General features: G+C 73.0%; 15 protein-coding genes and 1 pseudogene. 11 read left to right on the top strand and 5 right to left on the bottom strand.

Annotated features, from left to right (window positions below):
* Positions 1-63 precede the first annotated feature (63 nt).
* A complete protein-coding gene (locus tag QSK26_RS16295) occupies positions 64-1,869 on the top strand; it encodes an SGNH/GDSL hydrolase family protein (RefSeq protein WP_285775982.1) in 1,806 nt (601 codons plus the stop codon).
* On the opposite strand, the gene QSK26_RS16290 is transcribed toward QSK26_RS16295, so the two are convergent.
* Complete coding sequence (locus QSK26_RS16290; RefSeq protein ID WP_285775981.1) at positions 1,866-2,261, bottom strand: winged helix-turn-helix transcriptional regulator; 396 nt, start codon at positions 2,259-2,261, stop codon at positions 1,866-1,868. The genes QSK26_RS16295 and QSK26_RS16290 overlap by 4 nt on opposite strands.
* A gap of 89 nt (positions 2,262-2,350) precedes the next feature.
* On the opposite strand from QSK26_RS16290, the gene QSK26_RS16285 reads away from it, so the two are divergent.
* Positions 2,351-3,877, top strand: a complete 1,527-nt coding sequence (locus QSK26_RS16285) for an MFS transporter (RefSeq protein WP_285775980.1) — start codon at positions 2,351-2,353, stop codon at positions 3,875-3,877.
* Positions 3,878-3,976: 99 nt separating this feature from the next.
* Here the strand turns inward: QSK26_RS16285 and QSK26_RS16280 are convergent, their stop codons facing one another.
* Positions 3,977-4,456, bottom strand: coding sequence for a MarR family winged helix-turn-helix transcriptional regulator (locus QSK26_RS16280; RefSeq protein ID WP_285775979.1), 480 nt, complete (start codon positions 4,454-4,456; stop codon positions 3,977-3,979).
* A gap of 113 nt (positions 4,457-4,569) precedes the next feature.
* Here QSK26_RS16280 and QSK26_RS16275 point away from each other — a divergent pair, with 113 nt between their 5' ends.
* Complete coding sequence (locus QSK26_RS16275) at positions 4,570-4,788, top strand: hypothetical protein (RefSeq protein ID WP_285775978.1); 219 nt, start codon at positions 4,570-4,572, stop codon at positions 4,786-4,788.
* Here QSK26_RS16275 and QSK26_RS16270 read toward each other — a convergent pair.
* A complete protein-coding gene (locus tag QSK26_RS16270; protein WP_285775977.1) occupies positions 4,772-5,461 on the bottom strand; it encodes an MFS transporter in 690 nt (229 codons plus the stop codon). The genes QSK26_RS16275 and QSK26_RS16270 overlap by 17 nt on opposite strands.
* 432 nt (positions 5,462-5,893) lie before the next feature.
* Here QSK26_RS16270 and QSK26_RS16265 point away from each other — a divergent pair, with 432 nt between their 5' ends.
* Positions 5,894-6,370, top strand: a complete 477-nt coding sequence (locus QSK26_RS16265) for a DUF3291 domain-containing protein (RefSeq protein WP_285775976.1) — start codon at positions 5,894-5,896, stop codon at positions 6,368-6,370.
* Here QSK26_RS16265 and QSK26_RS16260 read toward each other — a convergent pair.
* Entirely contained in the window at positions 6,316-7,401 is a 1,086-nt protein-coding gene (locus QSK26_RS16260; protein ID WP_285775975.1) for a DUF3866 family protein, read from the bottom strand. The genes QSK26_RS16265 and QSK26_RS16260 overlap by 55 nt on opposite strands.
* 133 nt (positions 7,402-7,534) lie before the next feature.
* Between QSK26_RS16260 and QSK26_RS16255 the strand changes: the two genes are divergently transcribed.
* The 7 genes and pseudogenes from QSK26_RS16255 to QSK26_RS16225 all read left to right on the top strand — a co-directional run bounded on the left by QSK26_RS16255 (position 7,535) and on the right by QSK26_RS16225 (position 14,716).
* Positions 7,535-8,491 carry a helix-turn-helix transcriptional regulator gene (locus QSK26_RS16255; protein WP_285775974.1) on the top strand — a complete coding sequence of 319 codons (957 nt, stop codon included), beginning with the start codon at positions 7,535-7,537 and terminating at the stop codon, positions 8,489-8,491.
* A complete protein-coding gene (locus QSK26_RS16250; RefSeq protein WP_285775973.1) occupies positions 8,488-9,462 on the top strand; it encodes a helix-turn-helix transcriptional regulator in 975 nt (324 codons plus the stop codon). Before QSK26_RS16255 ends, QSK26_RS16250 begins: the two co-directional genes overlap by 4 nt.
* Before the next feature lie 9 nt (positions 9,463-9,471).
* Positions 9,472-9,660 (top strand): hypothetical protein, encoded by a 189-nt coding sequence (locus QSK26_RS16245; protein WP_285775972.1) that lies wholly within the window; start codon positions 9,472-9,474, stop codon positions 9,658-9,660.
* A 66-nt stretch (positions 9,661-9,726) separates the two neighbouring features.
* A complete protein-coding gene (gene tatA, locus QSK26_RS16240; protein ID WP_285775971.1) occupies positions 9,727-10,065 on the top strand; it encodes a Sec-independent protein translocase subunit TatA in 339 nt (112 codons plus the stop codon).
* A 120-nt stretch (positions 10,066-10,185) separates the two neighbouring features.
* Positions 10,186-10,986 carry a twin-arginine translocase subunit TatC gene (gene tatC / locus QSK26_RS16235; protein ID WP_285775970.1) on the top strand — a complete coding sequence of 267 codons (801 nt, stop codon included), beginning with the start codon at positions 10,186-10,188 and terminating at the stop codon, positions 10,984-10,986.
* Positions 10,987-11,002: 16 nt separating this feature from the next.
* Positions 11,003-11,698: pseudogene (locus QSK26_RS16230) on the top strand (diacylglycerol kinase family protein); the annotation flags it as partial.
* Positions 11,699-11,983: 285 nt separating this feature from the next.
* A complete protein-coding gene (locus tag QSK26_RS16225; RefSeq protein WP_285775969.1) occupies positions 11,984-14,716 on the top strand; it encodes a DEAD/DEAH box helicase in 2,733 nt (910 codons plus the stop codon).
* 10 nt (positions 14,717-14,726) lie between these two features.
* Here the strand turns inward: QSK26_RS16225 and QSK26_RS16220 are convergent, their stop codons facing one another.
* Positions 14,727-15,638 carry a 5'-3' exonuclease gene (locus QSK26_RS16220; protein ID WP_285775968.1) on the bottom strand — a complete coding sequence of 304 codons (912 nt, stop codon included), beginning with the start codon at positions 15,636-15,638 and terminating at the stop codon, positions 14,727-14,729.
* Positions 15,639-15,695: the final 57 nt, after the last annotated feature.

The following is a 15,695-nucleotide window of genomic DNA, read 5'->3' as shown; positions in this document are numbered from 1 at the left end:
AGGACCCGTCTGGTACGTGATTCACCGGATGCTAGCGCGCAACGCCCGCTGTTCACTGGCAACATGAGACATGCTCATGCTTTACGCCCGCCCTGGCGGGTTCGCTGCGCGAGGGCCGCGCTGGTCGCGGTCATGGCGGCCGGGATGCTGGTGGGAGGGGGCACGGCGGCTTCGGCGGGGCCGAACGTGCCCGGGTGCGGGGGCGCGGCGGCGACCCCCGTGCCGGCCTCGGTCCCCCGGGTGGTGTCCGTGGCCGGTGACGGCTTCAGCTCCGGCGAGGGCGCCGGCGGCTACACGCCCGGCAACGGCCACTCCACCTTCTGGCGCCACCAGTCCCCGTACGCCCCGGGCGCGCTGGCCTTCGCCTACCTGTCCGCGAGCAACCGGACCACCCTGCCCGTCGCACTGAGCGAGGGCTCGATCCGGACCTCGATCGACATCGACCGGCTCGCCCTCGCCGCCTCCTCCGGGGCCCAGGGCAAGCACATGATGATCGACCAGGTCGACGTCGACGCCGGCACCGGCCGCAACATCCCGCAGGGCAACATCATCCGGCCCGAGTCCAACGTGGTGCTCCTCGGCTTCGGCGCCGGCGACGCACACTACACCGACGTCCTGCAGAACGCCCTCGGCACCTACATCAGCAGGGCCACCGCGGCGCTGCTGCGCGGCGTCCTGCCCGCCCCGGGCTGGCGGAACGACCAGCTCCGCAACTTCCAAGCCGTGCTGACCCGCGAGCAGAACAACCTGGCCGAGGTCCAGACGCAGGTCACCGCGGCGCTCACGGCCGCCCGCAGGGCCGCGCCCAACGCCTTGATCGTGCTGAACCTCTACCCGTCCCCGGTGAAGGCGACCGGCAACCCGTGGCTGACGTTCATGGGCGCCCAGACGCTGGACGCCCTGCACGGCTACGTCTCCGCACTGAACGCCCGGCTGCGGACCGCCGTGACCGCCTTCAACGCCGCCGACCCGGCCAAGCCCGCCGTGGAGGTCTTCGACCCGGCCCCCGCCGTGGCGGGTCACGAGGTCGGTACGGCCGCGCCGTACTTCCACGCCTGGACCCTGAACGCCGCCGAGCTGCGCGCGGGGAACAACGTGCACGCCTTCCAGGAGAGCTTCATGCCCAACAGGGCGGGGCACCTGGCCATCGGCCAGTCGCTGGCGCGCTGGCTCCAGGCGCGCTGCCCGGGCCTGTGGGCGAAGGCGCCGCAGCTCAGCCAGGTGATCACCAGGGCGCAGCCCGGACAGGCCGTGCCCACCGAGCGGGAGCTCCAGGACGGCGTCCTGCCGAACATGGCGCGGTTCTGCCTGAGCGCCCGGCAGTCCCGGCACTGCGTCTCCGCGGAGCCGGGCAGCGCGGGGACGCCCGTGCCCGACGGCTACTACCCCTCACCCGGCAGCGCGATCTGGGACCTGTGGTTCGGCGTGTGGATCGCGGCCAACTCCCCGACGGGCAGCAGCGACCCGATCAGCTCCGGTCTCGGCGACGCCAGCACTCCCGGCAGGCACGACCCGCTGTCCTGCTGCGGCCGGTCGGCCAGGCGGATGCCCGACGGCTCCGGCGGCTGCTGGCTCGTCGAGTGGGGCGGCGACCTGAACGCCTACCGCTACACCCAGCTCCCCGGAAGCTGCTACGACTACACCCCGATCCCCGTCTACCCCGAGCCGCAGGACCCGCCGCCGGCCGGCGACGTGCTCGAACCGCCCCCCTCGGGCGTCGAACCCAGCGGCAGTCCCTCGGGCGGCGGGATCGACAACGTCATCGACATCTGGATCCCGCTTCCCGGCGAGGGCGGTGGCGGCACCGCCCCCTGTGACGGCCGTGGCGAACCCTGCCCGCCGCACCGCGACTTCGAACACTTCTACTAATGGGTCTCCCGGCCTCCCTCGCCCGCGGGCGGCGGGAGGCCGGGCCGCCGCTCGCCGGCGGGCGGGCGGGCGCCGAGGTACCAGCGGCCCCAGTCGTCGAGCAGCAGGACGATCTTCTCCAGGCTTCGCCCCGCCTCGGTCAGCGAGTACTCGACCTTGGGCGGCACCTCGCGGTAGACCGTCCGCACGACCAGCCCGTCGGCCTCCAGCTCGCGGAGCTGCCGGGTCAGCATCCGCTGGGTGACGCCGTGCATCGCGCGCATCAGCTCGCCGAAGCGGTGCGTCCGGTCCAGGAGCTTGCGCAGGATCGCCAGCTTCCACCGCCCGCCGAGCACCTCCATGGCCACCTCGACCATGCAGTGGTCCGGCATCTCGTCGAGGTCCCCACGCATCTCTGACCTCCATGGGTATACGAAACGGCACTATGGCACAGGAATAACCGTACTTGCCGCCTCAGCCCCTGTGTCACGAGGCTGGCGGCATGACTCTCGACGACACGGCGGGCGCCCGCGCCGCCGCCCGCCCGGCCGGGCATCCGCGCAGGTGGGCGGTACTGGCCGTGCTGTGCACGAGCCTGCTGATGGTCGGCGTGGACCTGACCGTGCTGCACGTGGCCGTGCCCGCCATCAGCCAGGACCTGCTGCCGGACGCCGCCGGGCTGCTGTGGATCGTGGACGTCTACTCGCTGACCGTGGCGACGTTGCTGGTCACCTTCGGCACGCTGGGGGACCGCCTGGGACGCAGGCGTACGCTGTCGGCGGGCTTCGCCGTGTTCGGGGCCGCCTCGGCCGCCGCCGCGTTCTCCGGTACGGCGGCGCAGCTCATCGGCGCCCGGATGCTGCTCGGCGTGGGCGCGGCGATGATCATGGCGTCCACCGTGGCGGTCATCAGGTCGGTGTTCCCCGACGCCCGCGAACGCGCGGTCGCCATCGGGCTGTGGACGGCGGCCCACAGCGCCGGCGCCACGATCGGCCCGCTCGTCGGCGGCCTCCTGGTGGAGCGATGGTGGTGGGGCGCGGTCTTCCTGGTCAACGTGCCGGTGGTGGCGGTCGTCCTGGTGGCGGGCCGGCGGCTGATCCCCGAGTCCAGGGACCCGGCGCCGCGCCGGTGGGACGCGCAGGGCGCGATCCTGTCCGCGGCCGGTCTGGCGCTGGGCGTCTACGCGCTGAAGGGCCTGGGCGGCGAGGGGGTCGCCGTGCCGGCCGCCCTGGGCGCGGCGGCGGTCGTTCTGCTGGCGGTGTTCGTCGTCCGGCAGCGGCGGGCCGCCCACCCGCTGCTCGACCTGTCGCTGTTCGCCGACCGCCGCTTCCGCGCCGCCGCCGTCGCCGTGCTGTGCTGCTTCGGCTGCTACACGGCGCTGCTGTTCTTCCTCACCCAGCGGTTCCAGCTGGTCGCCGGGTACTCGCCGGTGGAGGCCGGGCTGGTGCTCGCGCCGCTCGCCGCGGCCAACGCGGCCGGGGCGGCGGCGGCGCCCTGGCTGGCCCGCCGGGCCGGGCACCGGACGGCGGTGAGCGCGTCGCTGGCCGTCTTCGCCGCCGCGCTCGCCGCGGCGGCCCTGTGGGGCACGGGCGCGCCGATCGCGGTGCTGATCTCGGCGGGCGCGGGAGCCGGGGTGGTGATGACCCTCGGCGCGGACATCATCATGGCGGCGGCACGGCCGGAACGGGCCGGGGAGGCCGCGGCGATCCAGGAGACGTCGTTCGAGCTGGGCGCCGGGCTGGGCGTCGCCGTCCTCGGCACCGTCCTCGCCGCCGCCTACCGGACCGCGCTGCCCGCCGTACCGGGGCTCCGTCCGGACGAGGGCGTCGTCGCGCGCGAGTCGCTCGGCGCGGCCACCGCGGTCGCGGCCCGGCTGGACCAGACGACCGCCGCCGCCCTGCTCCGGGCCGCGAGGACCGCCTTCGACGAGGGGTTCACCGTGGTCATGGGCATCGCCGCGGCGGTCCTCGCGGTGACGGCGGCGCTGTCGGCGATCGCGCTCCGCGGCGCGCCGCGCGGGGAGACCTGACCGGCGCTCCCGGCGGACGGCAGCCGGTCCGCCGCCCGCCTCGGAGGCGGACCTTCCGCGCGCGGAGCGGCAGGGATCCCGTTGTGCGTTGAGGACGCCCTACAGGGCCGCCCGGTCCCGGAGGGTCCGGTGGGCGTCGTTGGCGTGGGCGATCATCCGGGTGAGCACCTCGTGGACGTGCCGCAGCTCGGACAGCTCCATCCCCAGCCGCCCGACGATCGCCGCCGGGATCTTCTCGGCCTGGCCGCGCAGCGCCCGCCCGGCCGGGGTCAGGGTGACGGCGAGGGAGCGGGCGTCCTGGTCGGCACGCGGACGATGCACGTATCCGCCGGCTTCGAGGCGCTTGAGGAGGGGGGACAGCGTGGCGGGTTCGAGCTGGAGCAGCCTGCCGAGCTCCTTGACCGACAACGGGGCGCGCTGCCACAGCGCGAGCATCACCAGGTACTGAGGATGGGTGAGCCCCATCGGCTCCAGCAGCGGCCGGTAGAGCGCGATCACGCTGCGGGAGGCGACCGCCAGGGCGAAGCACACCTGGCTCTCCAGGGCGAGCGGGTCGCCGATGTCGTCAAGGTCACTCACGGGACACCTCCGTAACGGCGGGACTCATGCTATAACAAGTAGTGTACTAATGATTAGTGTACTAATCGTTTGACGGACACGCGTCCCGGGCCCCCGCGACGCGGGGCGAGAAGATGGGTGATCAGACGATGCCGGAGACCGTCATGCCCCGCCGGAAGAGAAAGACCCTGGAGGAGCGGATCGCCGAACGACAGGCGAAACTGCCGCCGCTGGACGAGGGGAAGCACTTCGAGCACGGCCCCGCGAAGTTCGTCTTCGTCTTCCTCATCGGGTTCGTCGTGTTGCTCCACCTCGTCGGGCTCGTCGTCCTCATGATCATGGATCTTCAGTGACGGCTTCCCTGTGGCGTCTCCCGGCGGCGCCGGCCCCGACGGCGGCCTGCGGGAGCGCCAGGGCCGCCATGAGGAGCAGCGGCACGGCCCACCCGCCGGTCACCTGGTGGACGGCGCCGAACGCGAGCGGGCCGGTCGCGGCGAGGGTGTAGCCGGCGCAGTGCGCCATGCCGGACAGCCGGCCCGCGTGCCCGGCACCGGCGGAGTGCAGCACGACGAAGATCGTGGCCAGGCTGATCGCCGCGCCCTGCCCGACCCCGAGCAGCGCCATCCACGGGTAGGGCTCCGCGGCCGGGACGGTGAGCAGGCCCGCGAAACCGAGCGCCGACAGGACCGCGCCCGCCGCCGCCAGCGCGCCCAGGGGCACCCCCCGCTCCGCCAGTACCGTGACGAGCAACGACCCGGCGATCCCCAGCAGTTCGAAGAAGGACAGCATCCAGCCGGCCGCGTCCTCCCGCATGCCCGAGTCGGTCAGGACGGTGGGCAGCCAGGTGATGGCGGAGTAGTAGCTCAGCGACTGCAACCCCAGGTAACAGGCGACCAGCCAGGCCCCCGGATGCCGCCACGGCCCCCGCCCCGGCCGCGGCGCGCCCCGCCCCCGCGCAAGGACGGGTGTACGGGCGGGTGCCGCGCGGCGGGCACGTGACGCGGCCCGTACGACGAGGGCCAGCATCGCGGTCGGCCCGTCAGTGGCCGGTGCGGCGGTCGCCCGGCCGGCGTGATCCTCGGGGAGCCGCCCGGCCGGCGAGCCGGCGGACGTTCGGCGTGGAACGGATGTCTGTTCTCATCGTCGGATCTCCATCCGCGGTGAAGCGGGAAACGTGCGGGCGCGCGCCCTCGGTCACGCGCCGCCGGTCAAGGCCGGACTGGTCCACGTCCGGCGATCTCGTGGAGCCGGCGCGCCCGGACTCCGGCGCACCCCACGGGCCCGGCGGGAAGCCGGCCCGGCCGTCTGAACGGCCCCTCCATCGCAGGTCACCATGCCCGCGCCCGTTCCGCCCGCAACGCACTCCGCGTGTGGACAACGTCACACCGCCCCGGCGGACACGCCTCTAAAAACAATAGATGTTGACATAGAAGAGGGCGGCGTGGTCTGCTGATCCGCATGCACCTAGCCCAGCTCAACATCGCCCACCTGCGCGCCCCCACGGAGTCTGAGCAGCTGAAGGACTTCATCGACCTGCTCGAACCGATCAACGCCATCGCCGACGTCGCGCCGGGATTCGTCTGGCGGATGAAGGGCGGCCCCGAGCCCGACGCCGTCACGGCCCACGAGTTCGGCGACCACCTGCTGATCAACATGTCGGTGTGGGAAGACCGCGACACGTTGTGGAACTTCGTCTACCGCAGCCCGCACCTGCCCGTGCTGCAACGGCGCAAGGAGTGGTTCCACCGGATCGCGGAGCCGTACACGGTGCTGTGGTGGATTCCGGAGGGGAGCACGCCGACGCTGGCCGAGGGCATGGAGCGGCTGGAACGGCTGAAGGCCTCCGGGCCCGGCCCGGCGGCCTTCACGTTCCGTGACTTCTACGACAGCAGCGAGGCGGCCAGCCTGCCCGCCGCGGCGGAGGCGAGGAAGTAGGCGAGGTCGTCCTCGAGCGGCCGGCCCATCGTGGACAGCCGCACCGGCGACGCCTCCAGCGCCTCTCGCAGACCGGTGACCGGCACGCCGACCAGGTCGTGCCGGTCACCGAGCTCGCGCGCCTGGGCGGCCACCCGCTCCCCGAACTCGCCCGGAAGCTCGGGGACCGCCACCCGGGCACGGGCGAGCGCCACCCGGCCGTAGGCGGTCAGCGAGTGGTGGGAGACCCCGATGTGCCGCGCGCGCCTGTCGCCCTCGCTGACCCGCAGCGCCGCCACCGGACGGCCGCCCAGCACCGCCGCCGCGTTCACCGCCTCGCCCGCCGACACCCCGGAGAACCCCCACCGGGTGCCGGTGCCCAGGTTGCCCGGGCCCTGCGCGACGACCGCGACATCCGCTCCGAGCACGTGCCGGGCGGCGAGCAGCGCGGTGTGCGTCGTCACGGTCTCCACGTCCCCGCCGAACGCCTGCCCGGCCGTCACCGTCCCGCACAGCCAGCCGATCTCCCGCAGCCGGGCGGCGGACATGGAGAACCAGGCGGGCAGCGCCCCGCCGTCCAGCATCACGTAGGCCACCCGCGGCGCGTCCGGCGGGCGCGAGCCGTACTCCTCGAACAGGCCGCACAGCACGGCCGGCAGCGCCGAGTGCAGGTCGGCCACCACGACCGGCATGCCGTCCACCGAGTCGGCCTCGCGCAGCAGCTCGTGGTGCGGCGAGTCCTGCTCGTCGGCGCCCTGCACGGTCGCCTGCAACGGCGTGTAGCGCGCCTTGACCAGATGGCCGGGGCCCTGCGGGTCGGCGGGCAGCCGGTCCGGCACCGCGACCACCATCGCGTAGCCGCCGGTGCCCAGCCCCATCGCCAGCGCGGTCGTGTTGAGCAGCACGGCGTCACCGGGCTCGGGACTGCCCACCAGCTCCGGATAGGCCAGCGCCCGCACCTGCGATCCGTCCTCCAGCCGGGCCTCCAGCTCGACCGCGCCGGCCCACGCGCGCCGGACCCGCTCCACCTCGCCCTTACGCCATCTGATCACGCCGGAAGGCTAATGGACGCGAACCCTTCCCCGGGGCGGTTCACCGGGGAAGGCGTTCCGCCGATCAACAGGCCGCGGATGCGGCACACTGATGCCTTCGGGGAGCGGTACGGTCACAGGGGAGGGAGGCCCGATGTCACGGCGCAAGACCGAGCGGCTGCTCAATCTCGTCATCTGCCTGCTGGCCACGCGGCGGCCGCTGTCGGCCGAGCAGATCCGTCACGCGGTGCCCGGCTACGACCGGGAGGGCGACGAGGCCTTCCAGCGCATGTTCGAGCGCGACAAGAACGAGCTGCGCGAGATCGGCATCCCCATCGAGGTCCACAAGGACCCCTGGGAGGAGGATCCCGGCTACCGGATCGTCCGCCAGGCCTACGAGCTGCCCGAGATCACGCTGGAGCCCGACGAGGCGGCCGTGCTCGGTCTCGCCGCCCAGGTGTGGCAGCGGGCCAGCCTGGCCGAGGCCGCCGGCGGCGCGCTGCTCAAGCTGCGCGCCGGCGGCGTGGAGACCGACGAGAGCGCGGTCGGCTCGCTGGAGCTGCGGGTCGACACCCGCGACCCGGCCTTCCCCGCGCTGTGGGAGGCGGTGCGCGACCGCCGCGCGGTCCGCTTCGACTACCGCACGGCCGGCAGCGGCACCGCCGCGACCCGCACCCTCGAGCCGTGGGGCGTGGTCAGCCGGCGCGGCCGGTGGTATGTGGTGGGGCACGACCGCGGGCGCGGCGAGCACCGGGTGTTCCGGCTGAGCAGGATCACCGGGCCGGTGACGCCGATCGGCCGCCCCGGCGAGGTCAAGGTCCCGCCCGGGATCGACCTGCGCGAGATGGTGGGCTGGCGGGACGACCTCGCGTTGCCCGAGCGGGTGGCGCTGCTGAGGGTGCGGCCGGGCACCTGCCAGGGGCTGCGCCAGCTCGCCCAGGCCGTACGGCCCGGCGGGGGAGCAGACGGGTGGGACGAGGTGGACGTCTCCTTCAGCGATCCCGAGCGGCTGGCCGGCTGGATCGCCAGCCTCGGCGACGACGTCGAGGTGAGCGGGCCGCCGGACGCCCGTGACGCCGTGATCCGCCGCCTCAAGGGAGCGCTGGCATGAGCTCGACCGATCGGCTGCCGCGGCTGCTGGCGCTGGTGCCCTACCTGATGTCCCATCCCGGCGCCCAGGTGCCCGAGGTCGCCAAGGTCTTCGGGCTGACCGAGAAGCAGCTCATCGACGACCTGCAACTCGTGTGGATGTGCGGCCTGCCCGGTCACACGCCGGGCGACCTCATCGACGTCTCCTGGGACGGCGGCGAGATCCTCATCGACAACGCCGACACCATCGCCAGGCCGCTGCGGCTGGCCGTGGACGAGGCGAGCGCGCTGCTGGTCGCGCTGCGCATGCTGCTGGAGTTCCCGCAGTTCGCCGAGGTCGGCGACCACGACGCGCTGGCCAGGGTGATCGCCAAGCTGGAGCGCGCGGCGGGCGAGGGCGCGGCGGCGGTCAGCAGCCTGGTCGCGGTGGAGATGGACGCGGCCCCCGACGCCCTGGCGGCGGTCAACGAGGGGCTGCGCGCCGGGCGGCGGCTGTCGCTGAGCTATTACGTGCCCGGCCGCGACGAGGTCACCCCGCGCGAGGTCGACCCGATGCGCCTGGTGGTCGCCGACGGCCGCTCCTACCTGGAGGGCTGGTGCTACCGCGCCGACGCGGTGCGGCTCTTCCGGCTCGACCGCATGCTGGAGGTGCGGATCCTGCCCGAGGCGGCCGACCCGCCCGCCGAGGCCGAACCGCTCGACGTCGCCCGGGGCGTCTTCCGCCCCTCGGCCACCGACGAGCTGGTGGAGCTGGAGGTCACCCCGGCCGGGCGCTGGGTCGCCGAGTACTACCCGTGCGAAGAGGTCACCGAGCTCGGCGACGGCCGGCTGCGGGTCACGCTCAGGGCCAGGGACCAGGGCTGGCTGGTACGGCTGGCGCTGCGGCTGGGCGACACCGGCAGGGTCGTGGCCCCCGCCTCGCTCGCCGACGCGGTCAAAGAACGCGCGTGTGCGGCGCTGGCACGCTACGAGAATGGCGCAGATGTTGGCTAGGGTGCACATATGAGCTGGATCCTCGCCGCGGTCGCCCTGGCCGCCGCCGGGCTGGTCGTGATCGCGGTCTTTTCGGTCAGGGTTTTGGTGGCCGCGCGAGGTCTGGCCGGTGAACTCGCGAAGACCAGAGCTCGCCTGGCCGCCGAATACCAGAATTCCGAACAAAAGAACGGGGTCAGAGTGGGACGTCAGGGGTGAGACCGCACTCCTGGCAGCGTACGATCGAACGAAGAGATTGCACGTCGCTCGGTTTAAGGAAGTGTCATGCCTAACCTGGGACCCACGGAGCTGATCATCATCGCGGTGATCCTGGTGCTCTTGTTCGGCGCGAAGAAGCTGCCCGACGCGGCTCGGTCGATCGGCCGCTCCATGCGCATCTTCAAGTCGGAGACCGCCAAGCTGCGCGAGGACGACGACGGCGCCGCCTCTGCGCAGTACGCGGCCACCCCGCAGCCGGCGGCACAGGCCGCCCCCGCCGCCATCCCGCCGGTCCAGCCGATCACGGCCGAGGAGCAGGCCAGGCAGCTCGAGGAGCAGGCCGCCCGCCTGCGCGCTCAGGCGGCCACGGCGCAGCCGGGCGTCCAGCGGGACAAGCTCAACTGACCCCGCCCCCCACCCCATCCGCCCCGCTGAGACCAGGACTACCGAATGGCGCTGCTCAAACGGCCCAAGTCGGCCGCCGACGGGTCGGCAACTTCTGACACAGAGGGTCGCATGCCGCTCATGGAGCATCTCCGTGAGCTGCGCAACCGCCTGGTCAAGTCGCTGCTCGCGCTGGTCGCGGGCACGATCATCGGGTTCCTCTTCTTCGATCAGATCTACACCTTCATCACCAGGCCCTACTGCGGCCTGCCGCAGGATCACATGCTGCGGCCGGGCCAGTGCTCCCTGGCGGTGCAGGGCGTCTTCGACGCTTTCCTGATCAACCTCAAGATCGCGGCACTGTTCGGCATCGTGGTCTCGTCGCCGGTGTGGCTCTACCAGCTCTGGTCGTTCGTCACCCCCGGTCTGTACCGGAACGAGCGGCGCTACAGCATGACGTTCCTGGCCCTGGCGATCCCGCTGTTCCTGGCCGGCGCCGCGCTGTCCTACATCGTGATGGACACCGGCCTGACCATCCTGCTGGGATTCGCCCCGCCCGACTCGGTGCTCATCATCACGATCACCGAATTCGTGAACTACGTGCTGATCATGCTGCTGGTGTTCGGCATCTCCTTCGAACTGCCGCTCCTCATGGTCTTCCTCAACGTCATCGGCGTGCTCAAGCACGCGACGGTGAAGAAGCACCGGCGCATGGTCATCTTCGTGATGTTCGTCTTCGCCGGCGTGGCCACCCCGGGCACCGACCCGTTCACCATGGTCATGCTGGCCGCCCCGATGGTGATCCTCTTCGCCTTGGCCGAGCTGTTCATGTACCTGCGGGAGAAGCGGCTGCCTGCCGGGGAGGACTACTCCTCGCTGAGCGACGAGGAGGCGTCCCCGCTCGACCTCGGCGCGACCGATTCCGACGCGCCGCGCAGTTAGGCGGGAGGTTCCGGGTGTGCCCGGTGAGCTGGCCGTACTCGTGAACCCGGCGGCCCGCTCGGGCCGCTCGCTTCGCCTGCTCGCCCCCGCCCTGCTCCGGCTGGCACAGGCCGGCGGGCGGGTGGCCGTCCTCGCCGCCCGCTCGGCGGCCGAGGCGCTGGCCCGCGCCCGCGAGGCGGTGGCCGATCGGCCGCGCGCCCTGGTCGCCTTCGGCGGCGACGGGCTCGTCCACCTCGCCGTGCAGGCCGTCGCGGGCACCGGCGTGCCGCTCGGCCTCATCCCGGGCGGCACCGGCAACGACATCGCCCGCGCCTTCGGCATCCCGGCGGGCGACCCGCGCGCCGCCGCCGACATCGTGCTGGCGGGCCGGGCCCGCGCCTTCGACGCCGGGCAGGTCGACGGAGGGGAGTGGTTCGCCGGGGTGCTCGCCTGCGGCTTCGACTCCCGGGTGAACGAGCGGGCCAACAACCGCACCTGGCCGCGCGGCACGGCCCGCTACGCGGTGGCGGTGGCCGGCGAACTGCGCGCGTTCCGGCCGATCCCCTTCACGATCACGCTCGACGCGCCCGGCGGCCGGGAGGTGATCGAGCGGGAGGCGACGCTCGTCGCCGTCGCCAACACCGGCAGCTACGGCGCCGGGATGCGGATCTGCCCCGGCGCCGACCCGAGCGACGGCCTGCTGGACGTCACGGTCCTCGGCGCCATGCCCACCGGCGCGTTCCTGCGCGCCTTCCCGCGCGTCTACCGGGGGCACGCACGTGACCCACCCGTCGGTCGCCGTCCGCCGCGCCACGGCTGTCACGATCGCCGCCCCCGGCGTGGTCGCCTACGCCGACGGCGAGCGGATGGCCGCCCTCCCGCTCGGCTGCGCCGTACGGCCGGGCGCCCTGCGCGTGCTGGTGCCCTGAGCCCCGATCGGGGGAACATACACTCCGCCCGGGAACTCGTACGCGAACGGCGGACAGACCGGAATCCCGATATCGGTAGGCTGAACATCATGACGACGCCAGCGGAACGCTATGCGGCCTTCCGTCAGAACCTCACCGACGACGGGCCCGCGATCAGGTCGTTCCGGGAGCTCTACGACTTCTCCCTCGACGAGTTCCAGATCGACGCCTGCCGCGCCCTGGAGGCCGGCGACGGCGTGCTGGTGGCCGCGCCGACCGGGTCGGGCAAGACCGTGGTCGGGGAGTTCGCCGTGCACCTGGCCCTGGAGCAGGGCCAGAAGTGCTTCTACACCACGCCCATCAAGGCGTTGTCCAACCAGAAGTACAACGACCTGGTCAAACGCTACGGCGCCAAGAACGTCGGCCTGCTCACCGGCGACAACAGCGTCAACGGCGAGGCGCCGATCGTGGTGATGACCACCGAGGTGCTGCGCAACATGCTGTACGCCGGGTCCGGCACCCTCGCCGGGCTGGGCTTCGTGGTGATGGACGAGGTGCACTACCTCGCCGACCGGTTCCGCGGCGCGGTCTGGGAGGAGGTCATCATCCACCTCCCCGAGTCGGTGCGGCTCGTGGCGCTGTCCGCCACGGTCAGCAACGCCGAGGAGTTCGGCGAGTGGCTGGGCGACGTCCGCGGCGACACCACCGTCATCGTCGACGAGGTCCGGCCGGTGCCGCTGTGGCAGCACATGATGGTCGGCAACCGGCTCTACGACCTCTTCGTCACCGACGACGACGGCGACCGGCCGCGGGTCAACCCCAACCTGCTGCGCATCGCTCGCGACGAGGGCCGGCTGTCGGCCACCCGCGGCAGGCGCGGTTACAGCCGCCCGCGCGGCTTCCGCCCGCCCAACCGCGCCGTCGTGATCGAGCGGCTCGACACCGCCGGACTGCTCCCCGCGATCACCTTCATCTTCTCCCGGGCGGGCTGCGACGCCGCCGTGATGCAGTGCCTGTACGCGGGCATCCGGCTCACCACCGAGCGCGAACGGCACGAGATCCGCCAGATCGTCGACGAGCGCACCGCCCACCTGCCCGACGACGACCTCGCCGTGCTCGGCTACCTGGAGTGGCGCGACTGCCTGGAGCGCGGCCTGGCCGCCCACCACGCGGGCATGCTGCCGACCTTCAAGGAGGTCGTCGAGGAGCTGTTCACCCAGGGCCTGGTCAAGGCGGTGTTCGCCACCGAGACGCTCGCCCTGGGCATCAACATGCCGGCCAGGTCGGTGGTGATCGAGAAGCTCGACAAGTGGAACGGCGAGACCCACGCCGACCTCACCCCCGGCGAGTACACCCAGCTCACCGGCCGGGCCGGGCGGCGCGGCATCGACGTCGAAGGCCACGCGGTGGTCATCTGGCAGCCCGGCATGGACCCGGCCTCGGTGGCCGGGCTGGCCAGCACCCGCACCTACCCGCTGCGCTCCAGCTTCCGGCCGTCGTACAACATGGCGGTCAACCTGGTCGGGCAGGTGGGCAGGGGGCGCGCCAGGACCCTGCTGGAGGCGTCCTTCGCGCAGTTCCAGGCCGACCGGGCGGTCGTCGGCATCGCCCGCCAGGTGCGCCGCGCCGAAGAGGCCCTGGACGGCTACAAGGACGCGATGACCTGCCACCTGGGCGACTTCCCCGAGTACGCCGCCCTGCGCAGGCGGCTGTCGGACCGGGAGTCCGACCTGGCCCGGCAGCGCGGCGCGGCACGCCGGGCGCAGGCCCTGCGGTCTCTGGAGGCGCTCAAGCCGGGCGACGTGATCCGGATCCCGGGCGGGCGCAGGGCGGGGATCGCGATCGTGCTCGACCCCGGGCTCAACGTCAAGGGCGGCGACGGGCCCGCGCCGCTGGTGCTCACCATCGGCAAGCAGGTCAAGCGGCTGTCCGCGGCGGACTTCCCGGTGCCGGTGGAGCCGGTGGAACGGCTTCGCCTGCCGAAGCACTTCAACTCCCGCTCGCCCAAGGAGCGGGCCAACCTGGTGTCCACGCTGCACGCCAAGATGGGCGACCGCGACCTCGGCAAGCCGCCGCGGGTCCGCGACCACGCGGTGGAGGACGAGGAGATCAACGAGCTGCGACGGCAGCTGCGCAGGCACCCCTGCCACGGCTGCGACGAGCGCGAGGACCACGCCCGGTGGGCCGAGCGCTACTACAAGCTGCTGCGCGAGACCGAGGGCCTGCGCCGCCGGGTGGACTCCCGCTCGCACGTGATCGCCCGCACCTTCGACAAGGTGTGCGGCGTGCTCGACCAGCTCGGCTATCTCGACGGGGAGACCGTCACCGCGCAGGGCAGGCGGCTGTCCAAGCTGTACACCGAGCTCGACCTGCTCACCGCCGAATGCCTGCGGGCCGGGCTGTGGGACGCCCTGGACCCCGCGGAGCTCGCCGCCTGCGTCTCCGCGCTGGTCTTCGAGTCACGGCAGGCCGACGAGGCCCGCCGCCCGAAGATCCCGGCCGGCGCCGCCGCCCAGACGCTCACCGCGATGGTGCGGGTGTGGGGTGATCTGGAGGCCGTCGAGGAGGAGCACGGCCTGTCCTTCGTCCGGGAGCCCGACTTCGGCTTCGCCTGGGCGGCCTTCCGCTGGACCAAGGGCCACAGCCTGGACGCGGTGCTGAACGACGGGGTCAACGGCGCGGAGCTGGCCGCGGGCGACTTCGTCCGGTGGGCCAAGCAGCTGCTCGACCTGCTCGGCCAGATCGGCGACGCGGCCCCGCCCGGCAGCCCCGTCAAGGGCAACGCCGCCAAGGCGATGGACGCGATCCGCCGCGGCGTCGTCGCCTACACCTCGGTCACCTGACCGCCGCCGGTCAGCGGCCCGCGGCGAGCACGTCCAGCAGGCGGTTGAGCGGGCCGTCCAGGCCGTAGCGGTCGGCGAGCGCGACCAGGGCCTCCGGGTCGCGCGGCTTGCCGGGCAGGGCGAGGTCGATGCCGGGCACCGGCGCGTCGGGGGCGACCCGGACCACCGTGGGCGCGACCGCCAGGTAGTCCAGGGCGGCCGACAGCTTGGTGCGGGCGCTCGCCGGGAACCCCGCGGCGTCGCCCGACGCCAGCGCGGCGAGGATCGCCTCCAGCGAGCCGAACCTGGTGACCAGCGCGGCGGCCGTCTTGTCGCCGATCCCGGCCACGCCGGGCAGCCCGTCGCTCGGGTCGCCGCGCAGCGTGGCGTAGTCGGCGTAGGCGCGGCCCGGGATGCCGTACTTCGCGGTGATCGCGGCCTCGTCGAAGATCTGCAGGTTCCGGATCCCCCTTACTGTGTAAAGGACGCGGACCGGGCGGCTGTCGTCGACGAGCTGGAAGAGGTCGCGGTCGCCGGTGACGATGTCCACCCTGCCGGCGGCGCGTGCCGTACAGGTGCCGATGACGTCGTCGGCCTCGTAGCCGGGCACGCCGATCCGGGCGATGCCCAGCGCGTCGAGCACCTGCTCGATGACCGGCACCTGCGGCGCGAGGGTGTCGGGCACCTCCTCCTCGTCGCCGGTGGCCACCCGGTGCGCCTTGTAGGACGGCAGCGCCGCGACCCGGAAGGCGGGCCGCCAGTCGGCGTCCATACAGGCGACGAGCTCGCCGGGGGAGTGGGCGCGGACCAGCGTGGCGATCATGTCGATCAGGCCGCGGACGGCGTTGACCGGCATGCCGTCGGGCGCCGTGATCGACTCAGGCACGCCGTAGTAGGCGCGGAAGTAGAGCGAAGGGGTGTCGAGAAGCATCAGCCCTGGCATTCCGCCATCCTCGCAGATCCGCGCGGTGCCGTGCGGCACCCGCCGAGCCCGGGGCCG

Origin of the sequence: Microtetraspora sp. NBRC 13810 (genome assembly GCF_030268685.1) — a bacterium.
Classification (GTDB): Bacteria; Actinomycetota; Actinomycetes; order Streptosporangiales; family Streptosporangiaceae; genus BSRQ01.
The sequence above is the reverse complement of the archived record's forward strand: the minus strand, read 5'-3'. Positions and strand labels throughout refer to the sequence as shown.

Coding starts and splice junctions, on each gene's coding strand:
- QSK26_RS16285 (WP_285775980.1), top strand. CDS start 2,351: ATGACTCTCGACGACACGGCGGGCGCCCGCGCCGCCGCCCGCCCGGCC.
- QSK26_RS16275 (WP_285775978.1), top strand. CDS start 4,570: ATGGGTGATCAGACGATGCCGGAGACCGTCATGCCCCGCCGGAAGAGA.
- QSK26_RS16255 (WP_285775974.1), top strand. CDS start 7,535: ATGTCACGGCGCAAGACCGAGCGGCTGCTCAATCTCGTCATCTGCCTG.
- QSK26_RS16250 (WP_285775973.1), top strand. CDS start 8,488: ATGAGCTCGACCGATCGGCTGCCGCGGCTGCTGGCGCTGGTGCCCTAC.
- QSK26_RS16220 (WP_285775968.1), bottom strand. CDS start 15,638: ATGCCAGGGCTGATGCTTCTCGACACCCCTTCGCTCTACTTCCGCGCC.
- QSK26_RS16225 (WP_285775969.1), top strand. CDS start 11,984: ATGACGACGCCAGCGGAACGCTATGCGGCCTTCCGTCAGAACCTCACC.
- QSK26_RS16270 (WP_285775977.1), bottom strand. CDS start 5,461: ATGCTGGCCCTCGTCGTACGGGCCGCGTCACGTGCCCGCCGCGCGGCA.
- tatC (WP_285775970.1), top strand. CDS start 10,186: ATGGAGCATCTCCGTGAGCTGCGCAACCGCCTGGTCAAGTCGCTGCTC.
- tatA (WP_285775971.1), top strand. CDS start 9,727: ATGCCTAACCTGGGACCCACGGAGCTGATCATCATCGCGGTGATCCTG.
- QSK26_RS16245 (WP_285775972.1), top strand. CDS start 9,472: ATGAGCTGGATCCTCGCCGCGGTCGCCCTGGCCGCCGCCGGGCTGGTC.
- QSK26_RS16265 (WP_285775976.1), top strand. CDS start 5,894: ATGCACCTAGCCCAGCTCAACATCGCCCACCTGCGCGCCCCCACGGAG.
- QSK26_RS16295 (WP_285775982.1), top strand. CDS start 64: ATGAGACATGCTCATGCTTTACGCCCGCCCTGGCGGGTTCGCTGCGCG.
- QSK26_RS16290 (WP_285775981.1), bottom strand. CDS start 2,261: ATGCGTGGGGACCTCGACGAGATGCCGGACCACTGCATGGTCGAGGTG.